Source organism: Sphingomonas sp. SORGH_AS_0438, assembly GCF_031453475.1.
Classification (GTDB): domain Bacteria; phylum Pseudomonadota; class Alphaproteobacteria; order Sphingomonadales; family Sphingomonadaceae; genus Sphingomonas.
This window is the reverse complement of sequence record NZ_JAVIZS010000001.1, coordinates 279646-299053: the sequence shown is the minus strand read 5'-3', so window position 1 is coordinate 299053 and position 19408 is coordinate 279646. Positions and strand designations below refer to the sequence as shown.

Here is a 19408-nt window from a genome sequence, read left to right as displayed (position 1 = left end):
GACCGCCGCCCCTTTGCTGTTCGGGGTCGGGCGCTATGCTGGTGCGAATCCCGCTGTTGGAGAGGCGCTTATGACCGATTTCGACCCGCTGCCGGCGCTCGGCCGCCGCGCCCTGCTCGCGGGCCTTGCCGCCACCCCGCTGATCGCGACCGCCGCCCAGGCTCAGACCGCGCTCAAGGATACCGGCCCCCAGGCGGGCGAAGTCGTGCCGCTCTGGCCCGGTGCCGCGCCCGGCCACCCGTCGCGCGCGCCGGTGCTTAAGATCGACCAGCGGTCCAAGTCGCCCGGCTTCGACGACCGCTGGGTGACCGGCGTGGATCGCCCCGCCCTGGTCGTCCGCCGCCCGGCCACCCCCAATGGCAGCGCGGTGATGCTGATCCCCGGCGGCGGCTATGGCTTCCTGGCCTGGGACAATGAGGGCGAGGAACAGGCCCGCTGGCTCAACGCGCGCGGCATCACCGCCTATATCCTCCTCTACCGCCTGCCCGGCGAGGGCTGGGCGAACCGCGCCACCGTGCCGCTCCAGGATGCGCAGCGCGGCCTGCGCCTGATTCGCGCGCGCGCCATCCAGGACCGGATCGATCCGGCGCGCGTCATGATCCTGGGCTTCTCGGCGGGCGGGCATCTCGCCGGCAGCCTCGCCACCCGCCATGCCGAGCGGACCTATGCGCCGGTCGACGCGGCCGACCGATTATCGGCGCGGCCCGATCTGGCCGGGCTGATCTATCCGGTGGTGTCGCTGGCCGAACCCTTCACCCATGAAGGATCGCGCGACAATCTGCTCGGCCCGAATGCCGACCTCGCCGCCCGGCAGCGCGGCTCGGTCGAGCGGCTGGTCACGGCGGAGACGCCGCCGATCTTCCTCACCCATGCCAGCGACGACGGACTGGTGCCCATCGCCAACAGCCTTGCCCTCTACCAGGCGATGCTGGCGGGCAAGCGGCCGGCGGCGCTACACGCCTTCGACCAGGGCGGCCATGGCTTCGGCGTCCGGCTGAAGGCCAATGTCGCGACCGCCGCCTGGCCGACGCTGTTCGCCGGCTATGCGACGCAGCTCGGCCTGTTGCCGGGCTGAACGACAGGCCCGTCCGCCGGATCGGACCAGCGGACGGGCCCAGGGCTTACTGCCCGCCCGCGACCGGCACGGGTGCAGAAATGGCGAGCGGCGGCGGCGTGCCGGTCGCGATCGCCAGCGGCACGTCCTCGTCGACGAATCCCTTGATGATCGTGCCCATCGGCACGCGCGCGCTGGTGCCGGTCATGAAGAAGCCGGCCGGCAGGAAGACGATCGCCGAGGCCGCCACCGCGCCGACGCCGCCGGCCACGCCCTTGTCGTCGAACGCGCCGCTCAGGCGGATCTGCCGGCCGTTGACCGTGGCGTAGAGCAACCGCGCGCCCAGATGCCCCGACTTGCCCCACATGCCCTTGTTGGTGACCTCGATGACCTCGCCGATCGCCGGGCTGCCCGCCGGGATCACGGTCACGCCCTGCACCATCACCGGCTCCGCCACCTCCAGATGGAAGCGCTGGCCGACGCGCAGCTTCTTGCCCTTGGTGGTCAGCTCCTCCGACAGGCGGAGCGGCACTTCGGTGCCGGTGCGCAGCGTCGCCGCGCTCGTGGCCGTCGCGACCGGCTGTACCGGTACGGTCGCCGTCTGGGCCTGCGCGCCCTGCACGGACATCATCATCGCCGCGCCCAACAGGACGCGCGTCATCCTCGCCATAATCTGATTACCCCCAGGCGACTCGGCCCCATCCGAGTCGTGGCCGGCAAACTGGCACGGTCGTCTGACAACGGGAAGACAGTCGGGCGGAGAACATGGACCGAAATGGCCCGACATCGCGCGGGAATCGTACAGAGCGAAGGCCATGAGGCGGTTCGACTGGCTGGCGATGTGGAGAAGAAGATTGGTCGGGACGACAGGATTCGAACCTGCGACCCCCACACCCCCAGTGTGATGCGCTACCAGGCTGCGCTACGTCCCGACCGGAGGGCGGCTCCTACGCGCGGTCGGCGCAGGATGCAAGCGGCTTGGAGGCTGTTCCGCGACGATTGCCATAAATCGCGCCGGATGGTAGCGGCCACGCTTCATGCGCGGGGGCGTTCCCCCGCCGACCAGCCATGACGGGTCCGATGTTCATTCCCTCTGCTTACGCCCAGACCGCGGGCGGCGCCGCCGGCGCGAGCGGCATTGCGAGCTTCCTCAGCCTCGCGCCGCTGTTCCTGGTCTTCATCGTCTTCTATTTCCTGATGATTCGCCCCCAGCAGCGCCGCGTGAAGCAGCTGCAGACGGCGATTCAGGCGGTGAAGAAGGGTGACCAGATCGTCACCGCCGGCGGCATCGTCGGCCGCGTCACCAAGGTCGAGGACCTGTATGTCGAGGCGGAGATCGCCGCCAACACGCGCGTCCGCGTCGTCAAGGCGACGATCGCCGAGGTGGTCAATCCGCTCGCGAAGCCGGCGAACGACTGATGCTGGATTTTCCGCGCTGGAAGGTCTGGTCGATCTATGCGGTGTTGGCGGCGCTCGTCGCGCTGGCCATGCCGAGCGTCCTGTCGGGCATCCTGCCGAGCAACCTCGCCGCGCATCTGCCGGCGAAGCCCCGCATCAACCTGGGTCTCGACCTGGCCGGCGGCAGCTATCTGCTGCTGGAGGCGGACACGCAGGATTTGGCCAATACCCGGCTGGAGACGATGCGCGACCAGATCGCGGCCGAGATGAAGCGCGGCAATCCGCGCATCGCGATCGGCGACATCTCGACCCGTAACGGCCAGCTCTCCTTCATGCTCCGCGATTCGTCGCAGGTCGACGCGGCGCGCGAGCGGCTGCTGTCGGTGGCGGGCGGCGGGGCCGGCATGACCGGCCAGCGCGAATGGGACATCCAGGTCGTCGATTCCAGCCGATTCGTGCTCAAGCCGACCCAGGCGGGCCTGGACCAGGCGATCAACACCGCGATGGGCGACGCGACCGAGGTCGTGCGTCGCCGCATCGACGAACTCGGCACGCGTGAGCCGACCATCGTGCGCCAGGGCAGCAACCGCATCCTGGTGCAGGTGCCCGGCCTCCAGAATCCGCAGGCGCTGAAGGACCTGCTCGGCAAGACCGCCAAGCTGGAATTCAAGATGGTCGAGGAGAATGTCTCCCCGGCCGACCTCGCCGCCAATCGGGCGCCGCTGGGCGCGCAGATCCTGACCTATGTCGATGGCGGCCCGAACGCGCGCATCGCGGTGAAGCGCTCGACCGTCATCTCCGGCGACCAGCTGGTCGACGCGACTCAGGGCTATGACCCGCAGACCAACGCGCCGATCGTCAATTTCACCTTCGACGGCCAGGGCGGCCGCCGCTTCGCCAGGACGACGACCGACAATGTCGGCAAGCGCTTCGCGATCATCCTCGACAACCAGGTGATCTCGGCACCGAGCATCAACACGCCGATCCTGGGCGGGCGCGGCTATATCCAGGGCAATTTCACCGTCGATTCGGCCAATCAGCTCGCCATCGCGCTCCGCTCGGGCAAGCTGCCGGTGGACCTCAAGGTGATCGAGGAATCGACCGTTGGCCCCGACCTGGGCGCTGATTCGATCCGCGCCGGCCTGCTCGCCTCGGCGATCGCGGTGGCGCTGGTCGTGATCTTCATGCTCGTGACCTATGGCCGGTTCGGTTTCTACGCGAACCTGGCGGTGGTCATCAACGTATTCGTCATCGTCGGCGTGCTGGCGGTGCTGGGCGGCACGCTGACCCTGCCCGGCATCGCCGGCTTCGTGCTGACGATTGGTACGGCGGTCGACGCCAACGTGCTGATCAACGAGCGAATCCGCGAGGAACGGCGACGCGGGCGCAGCGTCGTCCAGTCGGTCGAGCTAGGCTATAAGGAGGCCAGCCGCACCATCTTCGAGGCGAACGTGACGCACGCGATCTCCGGCCTGATCATGCTGGTGCTGGGCTCCGGCCCGGTGAAGGGCTTCGCGGTGGTGCTGCTGATCGGCATCGTCACCTCGGTCTTCACCGCCGTCACCTTCACCCGGATGCTGGTGGTGCAGTGGATTCGCCGCACCAAGCCCAAGACGATCAACATCTGAGGCGAGCAGAACCATGAAACTCCTCAAGCTCGTCCCCGACGATACCAACATCGACTTCGTCCGCCTGCGCAAATGGGCGTTCGGCCTGACGCTGGCGCTGTCGATCCTGGCGGTCGGCCTGGTCTTCACGCGCGGCCTCAACATGGGCGTCGACTTTGTCGGCGGCCTGATGATCGAGGAACGCTTCCCCTCCCCGCCCGACCAGAACCGGGTGCGGCAGGTGATCGACGGGCTGGGTGTGGGCGAGGCGGCGATCCAGCAGGTCGGCGATCCGCGCGCCCTGTCGATCCGCCTGCCGGTGCAGCAGGGCGCGGACGATGGCGCGACCAACCGCGTCGTCCGCCAGGTCGAGGCCGCATTGGGCAAGGCATTCCCCGGCGCGACCTTCAGCCGCTATTCGACCGTATCCGGCAAGGTGTCGGGCGAGCTGGTCCAGCACGGCATCCTGGCGGTCGTGCTGGCGGTGCTGGGCATCGGCCTGTTCGCCATCTTCCGCTTCGAATGGCAGTTCGGCGTGTCGACCATCGTCGCCATCGTCCACGATCTGTTGATGACGCTCGGCTTCTTCGCGCTGACCCGGTTCGAGTTCGACCTGAACATCGTCGCGGCGGTGCTGACCATCATCGGCTATTCGATCAACGACAAGATCGTCATCGACGATCGCATCCGCGAAAATATGCGCCGCTATCGCAAGATGGAGATGCGCGACATCATCAACCTGTCGGTCAATGAGACGCTGCCGCGCACGGTGATGACCTCGGTGACCATCCTGCTCGCGCTGGTCGCGATGCTGGCGCTGGGCGGCCATGTGCTGCGCGGCTTCACCGCGGCGATGATCCTGGGCATCGTGGTCGGCACCTATTCGTCGATCTACGTGTCCTCGTCGCTGCTGATCGCGCTGGGCCTCCGCGCCGAGCCGAACCGCGAGAAGCCGGGCACGACCGACAAGACCAAGATCGACGATGCCGAGCGCATCGTCCCGCGTCAGCGCTGAGGGAAACGGCATCATGCGCATGGATCGCGGCCAGCCGGTCACCGGGCCGGAAATCCGGGGCTTTTCGGGCAACGGATACCGGCTGGACGATGTGACGGTCGCGACCGCGCTGCTGCTGACGCCGGACACGGCGATGGACTGGACTCCGCCCGCCATCGCTGACCTGACCGTGGAGGCGATCGCGCCGCTGCTCGATCCGCTGCCCGAATTCATCCTGATCGGCACCGGGGCGCGACTGGCCCGGCCGCCCCGCGCCCTGGTCGAGGCGCTCGACGCGCGTGGCATCGGCGTCGAGACGATGGACAGCCGCGCCGCCGCCCGCGCCTGGGGCGTCCTGCGCGCCGAGGGGCGGCGGCTGGCGGCGGCGCTCTACCCCACCGACGCCTGATCCTCGGTACACACCGGATAACCGCAATCGAGATCGCCCCGGATCGATAGTGGATTGCGAGTGACAAGGCCGCTTGGCCGCAATAGCCTCCTCCCCGATCAGGTGGAGTAGCGCGTGAGACACGAACGGTTCGGGGCGATGCTCGCCTTGGCAGCGATGCTGGCGGGATGCGGCGGCGATGGCGGGTCCAGCGCCAGCACTTCCAGCGGGGGCAGCGCGGGCGGCGGCACCGCCGCGACGCCTGCCCCGACCGCCAGCGGCTGTTCGCTCCGCGAACGGCAGGACTGGGCGGCGGCGCAGCTGCGCGAATGGTATCTCTTCCCCGAAACGCTGCCCACCAGCCTCAGCCCCGCCGGCTATTCGACCGTCGACGATTATATCGACGCCCTCACCAAGACCGCACGCGACCAGTCCAAGGACCGCTATTTCACCCATCTCGCCTCCATCAAGGAGGAGAATGCCTATTATGATTCGGGCGAGAGTGCCGGTTTCGGCTTCCGGATCACCATCGCCAGCGGCAACAGCGCGCTGACCGTCACCGAAAGCTTCGAGGGCGCGCCCGCGCTAGCCGCCGGAGTCGATCGCGGTGCGCAGATCGTCGGTATCGGCACCAGCAGCAGCGACGTGCGCAGCATCGCCGCGATCACCGCCGCCGACCCGACCTATGGCATCGGCAACGCCCTGGGTCCGAACACGACCGGCACCACCCGTGTCTTCCGCCTCCAGACCGCGAACGGCGGCACGCGCGACGTCAGCATCGCCAAGGCGGTCTATACGCTGACCCCGATCTCCAGCCGCTACGGCGTGCAGATCATCAACGATGGCGACCAGAAGGTCGGCTATCTCAACCTGCGCACCTTCATCAACACAGCCGATGCGCAGCTCCGCTCCGCCTTCGACGGCTTCCGCCAGCAGGGCATCACCAGGGTCATCATCGACCTGCGCTATAATGGCGGCGGCCTGATCAACACGGCGGAGCTGGCCGGCGACCTGCTCGGCGGCAATCGCCAGACATCGGACGTATTCCATTATACGACCTTCCGGCCGGAGAAATCGTCGAACAACGAGACCCGCTATTTCGCACCACAGTCCCAGTCGATCGCGCCGACCCGCATCGCCTTTATCGGCACGCGCGGCACCGCCTCGGCCAGCGAATTGCTGATCAATGCCATGTCGCCCTATCTGGGCACCAGCATGGCGCTGGTCGGCACCAACACTTATGGCAAGCCGGTCGGACAGATCGCGCTGGACCGCGCGCAATGCGACGACCGGCTGCGCGTCGTTGCCCTTGCGACCCAGAACAGCGCGCGCCAGGGCGGCTATTATACCGGCCTGGCATCGACCCTCGGCACCACCTGCCAGGCCAGCGACGATCTGAGCCGGCCGATGGGCGATCCCGCCGAATCCTCCACCCGGGCGGCGCTCGATTTCCTGGCCGGGCGAAGCTGCACCTCGATTACCGCGCGGAGCAGCGATGCGACCAGCTTCTCCGCCTCGAGCCGCGAACTGGTCCGCGCGGCCCGGCCGAGCGCGGCGCAGCGCGAGGTGCCGGGGCTGTTCTGATCGGATCGGCCCGACCACGCCTCCCCCTGCCGGGGAGGCGTTTCATCCCCGACCCGACGTCGCCCCGCCCCCGTTAGACGCAGCGCGGATCGCGTTCCGGCGCGGCGGCGGTGCGCGTCTTCCAGCCGCCATCGGGCGCGCGATACTTTTCGCCCGGCTTGGTCTGCGCGATCAGGTTGCAGCCGCTGGTGAAGGCCAGTTGCTCCACCGTCGCGCCGGTCGCCTGCGCCTTTTGCGTATAGGCCGCCTTGCGCTGGATGTTGATCGCATTGACCAGCGCCCGCAGTTCCGCCGAGCCGCCGCCGACCACGCCCAGATAGCCGTCGGGCAGCTCGCCCACCTCGCCCGCCGCGCGCGCCGCCGCATAGGCCGGATCGCGCTGCGCCCAGGCGGCGGTCGACAGGCTCGCCAGGACAACCAGGCCCGCCATCGTCATCTTCGCCATGGTCTTCATCAGAAAATCCCCGGATTCTGCTGGATCAGCGACTTGGCCTCATTGTCGAGGCGGTACACCACTTCCTGCGTGACATTGATGTTCAGGTTGATCTCGATCGGCTTGGTCGGCGCGTTCACATTGATGCAGCCGCCGGTCGCCCCGGTCAAAATCGCCATCGTACAGATCGTGATCGCTCGCATCGTCGTCAACCTGGAACGCTTCATCGCCGATTCTCGCTTACGGGGGTCTGAATGGAAAGGGGCGGCGTCGCCTTCGCCGACGCAGACCCGGTATTTTCGGCCCCGCGCTTCTGCGCCTCGATCAGCGCGGGCAGGTTGCGCTCGACCAGCAGCTTGGGATCGTAGAAGGTGGAGACCGAGTCGAGCAGGCCGCGAAACGGCGCACGGACGCGGATGTTGAAGGTGAAGGGCAGCCGCTGCAACCGGCGGATGATGAAATTGCTCTTCGCCCCCTGCCCCTGCTGCACGCCGGTGAAGCGGACCGCGGTCACCATGTCGCCGCCCAGCGGCCCGTCCATGTTGATCGTCAGGCTGCGATAGCGGAGCGACTTCAGCGCCTGGAACGCCAGATTGCCCCAGGTGCCGAGCTGCTTCTGCCCCAGCACCCCGACATAGGCGAGCGTGCCGCCGCCGTCGCGCACCACCAGCCGCCCGCCCTCGATCCGGCCGCCGCGATCGTCGAAGATCATCGGCAGCGTCCCGTCGAAGATGCCGGTGGCGTCCAGATTGGGAAAGTCGAACTGCTGGAGGAACTGGTCGGCGCGCGCACCGGAGACATGGAAGGTCATGTGGCGCGCCCGCTCCGCCGCGAAGTCGAGCAGCGTCGGGTCGAGCGTCAGCGCGCCACCGGCAAAGGGCCAGCGCGCATCCTCGACCTGCACGCGCACCCCGCCGAGCAGCTGGAAGCGGATCACCCCGTCATTGACCGCGACGCCCGGATTGACCGTCTTCACCGTCACCACCTGTCCGGGCGGCGTGTGCAGCGCGAGCAGGTCGTCGAAGCGGATCGTGCCGGCGATGCCGGTGGCGGGGCCGAAGGCGGCGGCGAGGTCGATCCCCTGGCTGGTGAAGGCGCCGGTGCTCGTCACCTGGTCGCCCCAGGCGATATGGCCCGCCCCGGTCACCTTGCCCTTCACATCGGCGATCACGCCGAAGGTCAGCGGGGTCAGCAGATCGGGCCGGAAGGTCTTGGTGAAGACCAGCCCCGGCACCGTCAGGTCCGCCGCACCCGTGCCGCTGCCCAACAGGTGATGCAGCGCGACATTGGCGACCGCCATGTTGGTGGTCGGCTCGTAGAGCGTGCCGGCGGCATCGATCCGGTTCCCCGCCAGCCGCAGCGTGACACCGCGCCCCGCCATCGGCTTGAAGCGCGGCGCGTCGGTCTGCGCATCGGTGACGGTCAGCGCCCCGTCCAGGTCGAGCGCGCCGCCCTGGAAGCGCCAGTCGCCCGTCGCATCGGACAGCAGCAGCGGCACCGCGCCGATCTGGCCCGCGCCACCGGTGAACGTGCCGGCGATCGCGCCGTTCGCGATCCGCCCGGTCAGCGTCGTCGCATCGATCCGGGTCGGTCGGTCTGGCTCGCCGAGCCGCGCCTTGACGTCGTCCAGCGTGAAGCCCTGCGTCGCCACGTCGAACCGCGCCCCGGCCGCATCGATCGCCAGCGGCGTCCGCCCGATCCGCCCGCGCAGCGCGGTCGCCGCCAGCCGTGCGTCACCGGCGACGCGTCCGTCCGCCACGGCGAGCAGCGTACCGCCGGTGGGACAGAGGTTCAGGCGCGCGGGGTCGAGCGTCAGGCTGGAGATGCTGAGCCGCTGCCATCCCACGGGCACGCAGCCGGGGTCCACCTGCCAGCCGCCACGCGTCCGACGGACCGCGAGCGGCAGGCGCAGATCCTCGATCCGGCCATTGTCGCCAAGCGGTCCAGTCAGGCGGAGGTCCATCGCCAGCCGCGTCTCGCCGCGTCCCCCCAGGGCGAAGGTTAGCGGCGTGGCGGCCAGGCTGGCATTCCCCGCTTCATAGGCGGAGCGCAATGTCGCGGTGCCGGTCAGCCGCCCGTCACGCGCGCGCCGCCGGGCCACGACCGCGAGTTCGGGCAGGCCGCCGCCGCTGCTAGTCACCCGCCCGTCGAGATGCAGCCCACCCGCCGGCCATCGATAGCCGAGCGCGCCCTCGGTCAGCGCCAGCCGCGCGCCGGTCGCCGCATCGATCCGCCCTGCCCCCAGCGTCACCGCCCCCGTTTCGCCGCGCAGTTCCGCCGCGAACGGCAGATGCAGGTCGAAGTCACCCGCCGCCGCCCGGCTGGCCATCACCAGACGGTCGCGCAAGGGGGCGAGCGGCGTGCCAGCAAGCGCGGGAATGCCGTCCAGCCGGGTCAGCATGGCCGGGGCGAGCGCCGCGTCCTGTGCATCGACCACCCCCTTGCCGCTGACGCCGGCCGGGCCGATCGCATAGCGCGTGTAGAGGCGTACCGCCGCCGCCCGCCCCTGCTCCGCGCGCAGGCCGGTGCCATGCAGGTCGGCGCGCCCGCCGGTGCCCGAGGCATCGCCGGTGAAGTCCAGCCGACCGCGCATCGCGGCGAGCGTGACGCCCTTGGCCTCGACCGCCGCGCTGGTCAGCCGTGCATCCCCCTGCCACCGGTCGAGCGCGGCGGAGAGATCGACCGACAGGTCGGCGCGCAGATCAGCGACGCGGGTGTCGGCACAGGCCAGCCGCCCGACGCGCACCGGGCCGACCAATTCCGGACGGGCGCGATCGATCCGCACGTCGACCGCCGCCGACAGGTCCGCCACGGCGCAGCCCGCCAGCCTCAGGTCGGGCGCGACCGCCGCCAGCGTGCCGCGAAAGCCGTTGTCCAGCCGCCCCTTGCCGCGCAGCTTGATGCCGACCAGACCGGCGGGCGTCGTCAGCCGGATGCGCGCGTCCGCCACGTCCACCGAAAGCCGGGGCAAGGCGAAGGGCTGGTTGCCCGACGATGGCGGCATCAGCCGGTCGAGCGCCCCCAGCCGCAGCTTGCCATCGCGAAGCTCGGCGCGCAGCCGGACATGGCCGGCGCGCACCTGCTGCACCGATACGCCGGACAGGCCGATATCGGTGCGCGTCTCGATCCAGTCGGCGACCAAGTCGGGACGGGCGGGATCGCCGATCACGACATGGGTCAGCCGCTGCCGCCCCAGCCCCAGATCGGCGATGTCATAGGTGGCGGGGACGCCGCGCCGGACCAGCGTGTCGGTGACGAAATGACGCAGGATCGGCCGGCGCTCGAACCACAAGCCGGTGCCGGCGACGGCCAGCACCGCGGTGCCGGCCAGGGCGGCGCGACGACGACGGCTATAGGGGCGGCGATTCGGCTGGATATGCTGCTCCTCCTCCACCGCGCGCGTCATCCTCCTGCCGAGCGGCGCTTCTTAAAGGCCGGAGGGCGGGAGTTGAAGCGCTTATCTGGCGCAAGCGTATACGGCCCTTGATCCGGGCGGAACGGCGGATAGGACGGGCGCATGGCCGATCCCCTTCCCGATCACGCCGGTCACCGGGCGCGGCTGCGCCAGCGGCTGCTCGCCGATCCGGCCGGGCTGCTCGATCATGAGCTGGTCGAATATCTGCTCGCGCTCGCCATCCCCCGCCGCGACACCAAGCCGCTGGCCAAGGCGCTGCTGACGGAGTTCGGCGGCATCGGCGGCCTGCTCACCGCCGAGCCGGAGGCGATGATGCGCGTCGACGGCATGGGCGAGGGTGCCGCCGCCGCGATCCGCATCGCACAAGGATCGGCGCTGCGGCTGCTCCATGCGCAGGTCGCGGACCGGCCGATGCTGGCCAATTGGCAGGCGCTGCTCGACTATCTGCGCGCCGACATGGCGCATCGCGGCGTCGAGCTGTTCCGCGTCCTTCACCTCAACACCCGCAACATCCTGATCCGCGACGAGATCATGAACCATGGCACGGTCGACCAGGCGCCGGTCCATGTCCGCGAGGTGATCCGCCGTGCGCTGGAACTGCAATCGGCGGCGATCATCCTGGTCCATAATCATCCGAGCGGCGATCCCTCGCCCAGCCGCGCCGATATCGAGATCACGCGCCGGATCGTGGAGGCCGGCAAGCCGCTCAACATCGCGGTGCACGACCATCTCATCATCGGTGCGAACGGCCATGCCTCGCTCCGGGCGCAGGGGCTGATCTGACGAACGAAAGCGGCCGCCGGGATAGTCCCGGCGGCCGCCATGTCATCGATTGTCCGGCGCGATCAGCCCGCCTTGGCGGAACCGCTCAGGAAGCCGGTCAGCTCGGCCTTGTCGACCTTGGCCGACTTGTCCGCATCCGCCTGCTTGAAGGCCGCATTGTTCCAGGCGGTCTGCTTGGCGGCCGGCATCGGCTTGGCGTCCGGCGTCGAGGCCTTCAGCTTGTCCATCCAGGCGGCGAACTCGGTCTTGTTCAGCGCGCCGTCACCATCCTTGTCATAGGAGGCGAATTCCTGGTCGACGACCTGCGCGATCTGCGACGGCTGTGCCGCCGTGGTGGTCGCGCCGGCATCGGCTGTCACGCCGGCCGAGGCGCCGGTGGCCGGGTCGGCCTGCACGCCGACTCCGGCGCTACCAGTAACCGATCCGGCTACTCCCGGCACAGCGGACTGCGCCTGGGCAATTGGTGCGGTCACGCCGGTCTGCGGCACAATCTGCGCGGCAACCGGGGCAGCAACGATCATCGCCGAAGCAAGCATCGCATATTTCAGCATCTTGTCCTCCATTATAAAGCGCCGTGCGATTTTGGCGCGGGCTGCATGAAGCAGCGGAAACTTGTTTGCCGGCCATTCAACCGGTGATCCAGGATATAGGTTCCGATCAGTCGGATTTACAGAGGGGGGACCCGGCTGCTAATCGGCGCGAAAGGCACGACTCTCTCGTGCCGGGCGCGGCGAGCCGTGCCGATTGCACGACGAGGATTTCCATGATTCCGCGCTATTCCCGCCCCGCCATGGCCGCCTTGTGGACGCCCGAGGCGCGTTTCCGCATCTGGTTCGAGATCGAGGCGCACGCCACCGACGCGCTCGCCGAGCTGGGCGTGGTGCCCAAGGACGCCGCCGCCCGCATCTGGGAGGCGGATGCCGCCGCCGGCCCGTTCGACGTGGCGCGGATCGACGCGATCGAGGCCGAGACCAAGCATGACGTCATCGCCTTCCTGACCCATGTCAGCGAGCGGACCGGGCCGGAAGCACGCTTCCTGCACCAGGGCATGACCAGCTCGGACGTGCTCGACACCTGCCTGGCGGTGCAGCTCGCCCGCGCCGCCGATATCCTGATCGCCGATCTCGACCAGCTGCTCGCGGTGCTCAAGCGCCGGGCCTATGAGCATAAGCTGACCCCGACGATCGGTCGAAGCCACGGCATCCATGCCGAGCCGGTCACCTTCGGCCTCAAGCTGGCCCAGGCCTATGCCGAGTTCGACCGCAACCGCACCCGCCTGATCGCGGCGCGCGCCGATGTCGCCACCTGCGCCATCTCCGGCGCGGTCGGCACCTTCGCCAATATCGATCCGGCGGTGGAGGCGCATGTCGCCGACAAGATGGGCCTGACTGTCGAGCCCGTCTCCACCCAGGTCATTCCGCGCGACCGCCACGCCATGTTCTTCGCGACGCTGGGCGTCATCGCCAGCTCGATCGAGCGGCTGGCGACCGAGGTGCGTCACCTGCAACGCACCGAAGTGCTGGAGGCGGAGGAATATTTCTCGCCCGGCCAGAAGGGCTCGTCGGCGATGCCGCACAAGCGCAACCCGGTGCTGACCGAGAACCTGACCGGCCTGGCCCGCATGGTGCGCGGCTATGTCACCCCGGCGCTGGAGAATGTCGCGCTGTGGCATGAGCGTGACATCAGCCACTCCTCGGTCGAGCGCTATATCGGCCCGGACGCGACGATCACGCTCGACTTCGCGCTCGCCCGGCTGACCGGCGTGGTCGACAAGCTGCTGGTCTATCCGGTGCGGATGCAGAAGAATCTCGACCGGATGGGCGGCCTCGTCCATTCGCAGCGCGTGCTGCTGGCGCTGACCCAGGCGGGTGTGAGCCGCGAGGATGCCTATCGCCTCGTCCAGCGCAACGCGATGAAGGTGTGGGAGTCGGACGGCGAGCTGTCGCTGCTCGAACTGCTCAAGGCGGATCCGGAAGTGACCGCCGCCCTGTCGCCGGCCGAGATCGAGGCGAAGTTCGACCTCGACTACCACCTGAAGCATGTCGACACGATCTTCGCGCGAGTGTTCGGCGCGGCATGATCCGATAGTGGCCGGGCGGTGTTTCATGCATCGCTCGGCCAGGATTGCATTGGCTGCAACCGCAATGCCTTGTTACAAAATTGCGTCAGGGCGACATGATCGCCACATGTCCCTTGCCGGATATGTCTCCGGCATGGAGACCCAGCCATGCGTATGTTCGAAACCGTGACCAGCTCGATGCTGGCGATCGCGGCACAGGCGCTGGTGGTCGGGGTGGTTCTTTCCACCCTTTGACGCATCGGCCCCCGCCCTCTCTCGCGAGGGGGCGGCCAGGGCCTCCCCGATGGTCATCGGCGCGAAGCCGCGAAAGAGATGTTGCCGCAGGGACGTGGGAATGCCTGCCGCACGGCCGCCCTCCCTTCCATCGACAAGCTAGCGAGATCGTCGCGCGTTCGCGTGACGTACAGCCTCAGACCGTGCGCGGATAGCGCGCCGCGAACTCCGCATCGGACATGACCAGATAGCGGATGCTGTCGATCAGCGCCCACAACCCCGTCACGAACAGCCCGACGATCGTGCAGGTCAGCACCAGCATCGCGATCCCCGATCCCGTCCGCCCCAGATAGAAGCGGTGGATGCCGAGCGTCCCGAAGAAGAACGCCAGGATCGCCGCGACATATTTGTTGCGGTCGGTCAGCGACCCGCCCGGCACCGCCATCGCCCCGCCCGCCGGATGCGCCACGGCCTGCGGCCCTGCGGGCACAGGGAAGATGCTGCGCGCCTGGTTCTGGTCGGCGTCGAAGTCGACATAGGCGCCGACCGACGGCTCGCCCTGATGCGCCCAGTCGTCGGGGCGGAAGGTATAGCGCCGGCCATCGTCGCCCGATACCAGCCCCTCGCCCGTCCGCCGGTCCACCCCCAATATCTGTCCACGCATAAAGCCGTTCCCCAAAGCGGCGCGCATCATGACCAAGCCATTCCAGGATGCAAGGCAGAGCTGGCGCACCCGCCGTGCAATGCGCCGATTGAGCAAGATCAATCAATTGAAAAACCTCACTTATCTCCATCAGGGTTGGCGCAGTTTCGTCTGATCCAATCGGCATCCGCGCGTTGACCGGGTTCTACCACCCCGGGAGCGCACCATGTATTATCACGACAGTCGACTTCAGTATCCCGTCCGCGTGGACAAGCCCGACCCCGCCTTTGCAACGCTGCTGCAACAGGCGATCGGCGGCGTGGAGGGCGAGATCCGCGTCTGCATGCAGTATTTCTTCCAGGCCTGGGGCAATCGCTCGCCCAACCCGAAATATCGCGACATGCTGCTGCACACCGCCACCGAGGAGATCGGTCATATCGAGATGCTGGCGACCGCCGTCGCCCTCAACCTCGACAAGGCGCCGACCGGATTGCAGGAACAGGGCGCGGCCGACGGCATCGTCGGTGCGGTGATGGGCGGCAGCAACGCCCGTCACGCGGTCGAGGGCATGATCCACAAGAACCTGCTGTCCTCGGGACTGGCGGCGATGCCGATCGATTCGGACGGCGTGCCGTTCAACATGAGCCACATCTATGCCAGCGGCAACATCGCCGCCGACATGTACTGCAACGTCGCGGCGGAGAGCACCGGCCGCGTGCTGGCGGTGCGCCTGTTCAACGCGACCCAGGACGAGGGCATGAAAAAGATGCTCCACTACATGATCGCGCGCGACACGATGCACCAGGAGCAATGGCTGGCGGTGCTGGAGGAACTGGGCGGGCCATCCGCCAATCTGCCGGTCCCCAACAGCTTCCCGCAGGAGATGGAGGATCAGCAGAACAACTATAATTTCTACGCGACCTCGGTCGACGGATCGGTGCCGGAGGGGCGCTGGACGAGCGGACCGTCGATCGACGGCCGCGGCGAATTTACCGTGTTCCGCAACGAGCCCCTGGGCGAGAAGCCGATCCTGGGCCCGGCGCGGCCGGACAGCGGCGCACAGTCGCAGCAGATCGGCTGACGCCCGAACGTCCATGCTCCGGCCGTCACCGGAGCATGGACGTTCGCCCTCAGGCCGCCCAGCCCGCCAGCCAGTCGGCGAGCGCCTGCGGGGTCAGGCTGCGCGCATCCGCCAGCGCCGTCTCGCGGCCGGCGTTGAGCAGCTTGTCGCTGCGCGGATCGACGATCAGCACCGCCGGCACGCCCTTCAGCCGGTCCTTGATGCCGTAATGCGCCGGAATGTCGAGATTCTGGTCGAACCGACCGACATCCACCGTCACCACCTCGAAATGCTTCGCGACGAAGGGGCGCATCTGCGGCAGCTCCATCACGCCCGCGAGCAGCCGGCAGTCGAGGCACCAATTGCCGCCCAGGTCGATCAGCAGCCGCTTATGCCCCTCTGAGCGCGCGTGCCCGCGCCTGCGCCACCGCCGCCTTGGCGCTGCCGGCATGATAGGGCAGCGGCAGGGGCTGGGGCAGCCGCTCCAGGCTAGCGATGCCGACGCGCGGCGCCTGCACGGGGGCGGCGGCGGGCAGCAAGGCCAGCGCGGCAAGGGAAGCGAGGATGGTGGCGGCACGGCGCATGGCGGTCTCCTGAAACTGGAGGCCTATTGAAGGCCGCCCGCCCGCCAAACGCAACCCAGCTCTGCGCCGGCCGCCGCAACCCCAGCTTTACTTGAGCAGCACCAGCTCCTCCGCCATCGACGGATGCAGCGCGACCGTGGCGTCGAAATCCGCCTTGGTCAGGCCCGCCTTCACCGCGACCGCCGCCGCCTGCAGGATCTCGGGCACGTCGGGGCCGATCATATGGATGCCGACCACCCGGTCGGTGACGCCGTCGCACACCATCTTGTAGAGCGCGCGCTCGTTACGATCGGCCAGCACGTTCTTCATCGGGCGGAAGTCGGAGGAATAGACCTTCACCGACCCCAGTTGCTGGCGCGCCTCCGCCTCGGTCAGGCCGACGCCGGCCATCGGTGGATGGCTGAACACCGCCGAGGGCACGCAGCCATAATCCACCCGCGTCGGCTGGTTGCCGTAGAAGGTGTCGGCAAAGGCCTGGCCCTCGCGGATCGCCACCGGGGTCAACTGGATGCGGTTGGTCACGTCGCCGACCGCGAAGATCGACGGACAGGTGGAGCGGTTGTCCTCATCCACCTTCACCGCGCCCAGTTCGTCCAGTTCGACGCCGGCGCTCTCCAGCCCCAGTCCGTGCGTGTTGGGGCGGCGGCCGGTGGCGAACAGCACCTGATCGACCACCACGGGATCGTGGTTGGCGAGATGCACGGTCAGGCAGCCATCCTCGCCCTTGTCGATGCCGTGGAAGGCCGCGTTGAACCGGAAATCGATGCCCTTGGTCATCGCGATCTGGAGCAACCGGTCGCGGATCTGCTGGTCGTAGCCGCGCAGGATGTCGTTCGACCGGTTGGCCAGGATGACCTGCGACCCCAACTGGTTGAAGATGCCGGCGAATTCATTGGCGATATAGCCGCCGCCCGCGATCAGGATGCGGCGCGGCAATGCGTCCAAGTGGAACACCTCGTTGGAGGTGATGCCATGTTCGTGGCCGGGGCATTCGGGGATCGCCGGATGCGCGCCGACCGCGACCAGGATGCGCTCCGCCGTCACCTCGCTGCCATCGGCCAGCCGGACGCGGTTCGGCCCGATCACCACCGCGCGCTGCGGCAGGATGGTCACGCCCTTGCTGTTCAGCGTCTGGGTATAGGCGCCCTCGATCCGGTCGACCTCGCGCAGCACATTGTCGCGCAGCCGCGTCCAGGAAAAGGCGCAAGGGGTCGGCACGTCCCAGCCGAAATGCGCCGCGTCGCGCAGATCCTCGGCGAAATGCGCGCCATAGACGAGCAGCTTCTTGGGCACGCAGCCGCGGATCACGCAGGTGCCGCCGACGCGGAATTCCTCCGCCACCGCGACGCGCGCGCCATGCGCCGCCGCGACCCGGCTGGCCCGCGTGCCGCCGGACCCGGCGCCCAGCACGAACAGGTCGTAATCGAAATCCGCCATCGTCATCTCCGCTTATGCCCGTCGAGATGGCGCGGGGGCGGGTCGGGGGCAAGGCTTTCCTCCCGACTGTTCCCCAGCGAAGGCCGGGGAACAGTCGGGAGGAACGAACCAGTCTTACCCTTCCAGCCCGGCGCGGCGGATCAGGTCGGTGGTGGAGGGGTCGAAGTCCTGGCCGCCCTTGTCCGCCGCCTTGGCCATTTCCTTGCCCAGCTCGACGCCGAACTGGTCGAAGCTGTTGATGCCGAGCAGCACGCCGTTCACGAACACGCGATGCTCGTAAAAGGCGATCAGCGCGCCCAGCGTCCGCGCATCCAGATCGTCGAGCAGCAGCGTCGAGGACGGCCGGTCACCCGAATAGCTGCGCGCCGGATCGTCGACCTGCTTGCCCTTCATCAGCGCCGCGCCCTGCGCGAAGGCGTTGAGCAGGAGCTGGCGATGATGGTCGGGAGCGAGCGAATCGCCCGCCTCGATCACCGCCAGGAACTCGACCGGGACCAGATGCGTGCCCTGGTGGAGCAGCTGGAACACCGCATGCTGCGCATCGGTGCCGACCCCGCCCCAGGTGATGGCGGCGGTCGGGCGGCCGACCGGCTGGCCGTCGACGGTCACGCCCTTGCCGTTCGATTCCATCTCCAACTGCTGGAGATAGCTGGGCAGCAGGCGCAGCCGCTGGTCATAGGCGAAGGGCGCCCGCGTCTCCGCGCCGCGGACCTGGGTGTAGTAGAGATCGGCGAATGCCGCGATCGCCGGCGCATTCTCGTGCAGCGCGGACAGGCGGAAATGCCGGTCCATCTCCGCGGCACCCTCCAGCAATTCCTCGAACCGGTCCCAGCCGAGCGCGATCGCCGCCGGGAAGCCGATCGTCGACCACAGCGAATAGCGCCCGCCGACGCTTTCGGAGAAGGGCAGGATGCGGGTTTCGTCGACGCCCCATTCCACCGCCTTGTCGGGCGAGGCGGTCAGCGCGATCACCTTGCCATAGGGGTCCTCGACCCCCGCCTCGATCATCCATTGCAACGCGGACTGCGCGTTCAGCATCGTCTCGGTGGTGGTGAAGGTCTTGGAGGCGACGACCAGCAACGTGGTCGCGGGATCGAAGCGGCGGAACGCATCCTCCAGCGCGACGCCATCGACATTGGAGACGATCGCGACGTCGTAGCGGCTGTCCTCGCGGCCCAGCGCATCGACCAGCAGGTCCGGCCCCAGCGCCGATCCGCCGATGCCGACATGCAGGATGCTGCGCACCGGGCCGAACGCCTCCGCCTCGATCGCGTCGATCAGCGCGCGCATCCGCTGGTGGCTCTGGCGCGCGATGGCGACGCTTTCCGCCTTGCCCTCGCCGCGCTCGGCGGTGTGTTCGACCGAGCGGTTCTCGGTCACGTTCACCACCGCGCCGCCGAACAGCGCGTCGCGCTTGCCGGCGAGGTCCTGCGCCTTGGCCAGCGCCTCGAACGCCGCGATCGCCTCGGCGGTCAGATGCGTCTTCGACCAGTCGAAATGGATGCCCGCGACATCCAGGCTGAGGCGCGACAGCCGGTCAGGGTCCTCGGCGAACAGGTCGACCAGCTTGGTAGTGGGAAGGGCTTCGATCGCGGACCAGTCAGCCATGCGCAAATCTCCGTGGATATGATCGATGCCGGGGCTAATACCAAAATAGGTCCTTCCACAAGGGACGAAGAGGGACGATGGCAGCTCCGACGGCGCGGCGGCAACGATCGGACACGGCGGAAGGCTC

The 19408-nt window shown here is 68.4% G+C and carries 18 protein-coding genes, 1 tRNA gene and 1 pseudogene; 10 read left to right on the top strand and 10 right to left on the bottom strand.

Annotated features, from left to right (window positions below; genetic code table 11):
* The first annotated feature begins 70 nt into the window (after window positions 1-70).
* On the top strand, window positions 71-1075 hold the full coding sequence (locus QE452_RS01495) for an alpha/beta hydrolase (RefSeq protein ID WP_309658378.1): 1005 nt from the start codon (window positions 71-73) through the stop codon (window positions 1073-1075).
* A gap of 46 nt (window positions 1076-1121) precedes the next feature.
* On the opposite strand, the gene QE452_RS01490 is transcribed toward QE452_RS01495, so the two are convergent.
* Both QE452_RS01490 and QE452_RS01485 read right to left on the bottom strand, forming a co-directional pair.
* Window positions 1122-1715, bottom strand: coding sequence for a hypothetical protein (locus QE452_RS01490; protein ID WP_309658377.1), 594 nt, complete (start codon window positions 1713-1715; stop codon window positions 1122-1124).
* A gap of 194 nt (window positions 1716-1909) precedes the next feature.
* Window positions 1910-1986 (bottom strand) — tRNA-Pro (locus QE452_RS01485).
* 148 nt (window positions 1987-2134) lie between these two features.
* On the opposite strand from QE452_RS01485, the gene yajC reads away from it, so the two are divergent.
* From yajC to QE452_RS01460, 5 genes are all read left to right on the top strand, one after another.
* Window positions 2135-2473 carry a preprotein translocase subunit YajC gene (gene yajC / locus QE452_RS01480; RefSeq protein WP_125995931.1) on the top strand — a complete coding sequence of 113 codons (339 nt, stop codon included), beginning with the start codon at window positions 2135-2137 and terminating at the stop codon, window positions 2471-2473.
* The gene (gene secD, locus QE452_RS01475) at window positions 2473-4080 is read left to right on the top strand and encodes a protein translocase subunit SecD (protein ID WP_125995932.1); all 1608 of its coding nucleotides are present in this window, start codon (window positions 2473-2475) and stop codon (window positions 4078-4080) included. Before yajC ends, secD begins: the two co-directional genes overlap by 1 nt.
* Before the next feature lie 13 nt (window positions 4081-4093).
* Window positions 4094-5074 carry a protein translocase subunit SecF gene (secF, locus tag QE452_RS01470; protein WP_125995933.1) on the top strand — a complete coding sequence of 327 codons (981 nt, stop codon included), beginning with the start codon at window positions 4094-4096 and terminating at the stop codon, window positions 5072-5074.
* Between the two features lie 13 nt (window positions 5075-5087).
* Window positions 5088-5462, top strand: coding sequence for an Mth938-like domain-containing protein (locus tag QE452_RS01465; protein WP_309658376.1), 375 nt, complete (start codon window positions 5088-5090; stop codon window positions 5460-5462).
* Window positions 5463-5600: 138 nt separating this feature from the next.
* The gene (locus tag QE452_RS01460) at window positions 5601-7025 is read left to right on the top strand and encodes a S41 family peptidase (RefSeq protein WP_309658617.1); all 1425 of its coding nucleotides are present in this window, start codon (window positions 5601-5603) and stop codon (window positions 7023-7025) included.
* A 73-nt stretch (window positions 7026-7098) separates the two neighbouring features.
* Here the strand turns inward: QE452_RS01460 and QE452_RS01455 are convergent, their stop codons facing one another.
* From QE452_RS01455 to QE452_RS01445, 3 genes are read right to left on the bottom strand one after another with little or no spacing between them, the layout of a single operon-like run.
* The gene (locus tag QE452_RS01455; protein ID WP_309658616.1) at window positions 7099-7470 is read right to left on the bottom strand and encodes a YdbL family protein; all 372 of its coding nucleotides are present in this window, start codon (window positions 7468-7470) and stop codon (window positions 7099-7101) included.
* A gap of 8 nt (window positions 7471-7478) precedes the next feature.
* Window positions 7479-7637, bottom strand: a complete 159-nt coding sequence (locus QE452_RS01450) for a YnbE family lipoprotein (protein WP_309658375.1) — start codon at window positions 7635-7637, stop codon at window positions 7479-7481.
* A 44-nt stretch (window positions 7638-7681) separates the two neighbouring features.
* Complete coding sequence (locus QE452_RS01445) at window positions 7682-10864, bottom strand: YdbH domain-containing protein (RefSeq protein WP_309658374.1); 3183 nt, start codon at window positions 10862-10864, stop codon at window positions 7682-7684.
* Window positions 10865-10975: 111 nt separating this feature from the next.
* Between QE452_RS01445 and radC the strand changes: the two genes are divergently transcribed.
* Complete coding sequence (gene radC / locus QE452_RS01440) at window positions 10976-11656, top strand: DNA repair protein RadC (protein WP_125995938.1); 681 nt, start codon at window positions 10976-10978, stop codon at window positions 11654-11656.
* Between the two features lie 62 nt (window positions 11657-11718).
* Here radC and QE452_RS01435 read toward each other — a convergent pair whose 3' ends face one another.
* Window positions 11719-12207 (bottom strand): EF-hand domain-containing protein, encoded by a 489-nt coding sequence (locus tag QE452_RS01435; RefSeq protein WP_309729496.1) that lies wholly within the window; start codon window positions 12205-12207, stop codon window positions 11719-11721.
* A gap of 212 nt (window positions 12208-12419) precedes the next feature.
* Here QE452_RS01435 and purB point away from each other — a divergent pair, with 212 nt between their 5' ends.
* Window positions 12420-13736, top strand: coding sequence for an adenylosuccinate lyase (purB, locus tag QE452_RS01430; protein ID WP_309658372.1), 1317 nt, complete (start codon window positions 12420-12422; stop codon window positions 13734-13736).
* Between the two features lie 409 nt (window positions 13737-14145).
* Here the strand turns inward: purB and QE452_RS01425 are convergent, their stop codons facing one another.
* Complete coding sequence (locus tag QE452_RS01425) at window positions 14146-14613, bottom strand: TM2 domain-containing protein (protein ID WP_309729493.1); 468 nt, start codon at window positions 14611-14613, stop codon at window positions 14146-14148.
* Between the two features lie 28 nt (window positions 14614-14641).
* Between QE452_RS01425 and QE452_RS01420 the strand changes: the two genes are divergently transcribed.
* The gene (locus tag QE452_RS01420) at window positions 14642-14767 is read left to right on the top strand and encodes a hypothetical protein (protein ID WP_309658370.1); all 126 of its coding nucleotides are present in this window, start codon (window positions 14642-14644) and stop codon (window positions 14765-14767) included.
* 51 nt (window positions 14768-14818) lie between these two features.
* Complete coding sequence (locus QE452_RS01415; protein WP_309658369.1) at window positions 14819-15673, top strand: manganese catalase family protein; 855 nt, start codon at window positions 14819-14821, stop codon at window positions 15671-15673.
* Between the two features lie 49 nt (window positions 15674-15722).
* On the opposite strand, the pseudogene QE452_RS01410 reads toward QE452_RS01415, so the two are convergent.
* The 3 genes and pseudogenes from QE452_RS01410 to pgi all read right to left on the bottom strand — a co-directional run bounded on the left by QE452_RS01410 (window position 15723) and on the right by pgi (window position 19281).
* Window positions 15723-16236 (bottom strand): annotated as a pseudogene (locus QE452_RS01410) (thioredoxin family protein).
* An 87-nt stretch (window positions 16237-16323) separates the two neighbouring features.
* Window positions 16324-17673 carry a glutathione-disulfide reductase gene (gene gorA, locus QE452_RS01405; RefSeq protein WP_309658367.1) on the bottom strand — a complete coding sequence of 450 codons (1350 nt, stop codon included), beginning with the start codon at window positions 17671-17673 and terminating at the stop codon, window positions 16324-16326.
* A gap of 114 nt (window positions 17674-17787) precedes the next feature.
* A complete protein-coding gene (gene pgi / locus QE452_RS01400; protein WP_309658366.1) occupies window positions 17788-19281 on the bottom strand; it encodes a glucose-6-phosphate isomerase in 1494 nt (497 codons plus the stop codon).
* Window positions 19282-19408 lie beyond the last annotated feature (127 nt).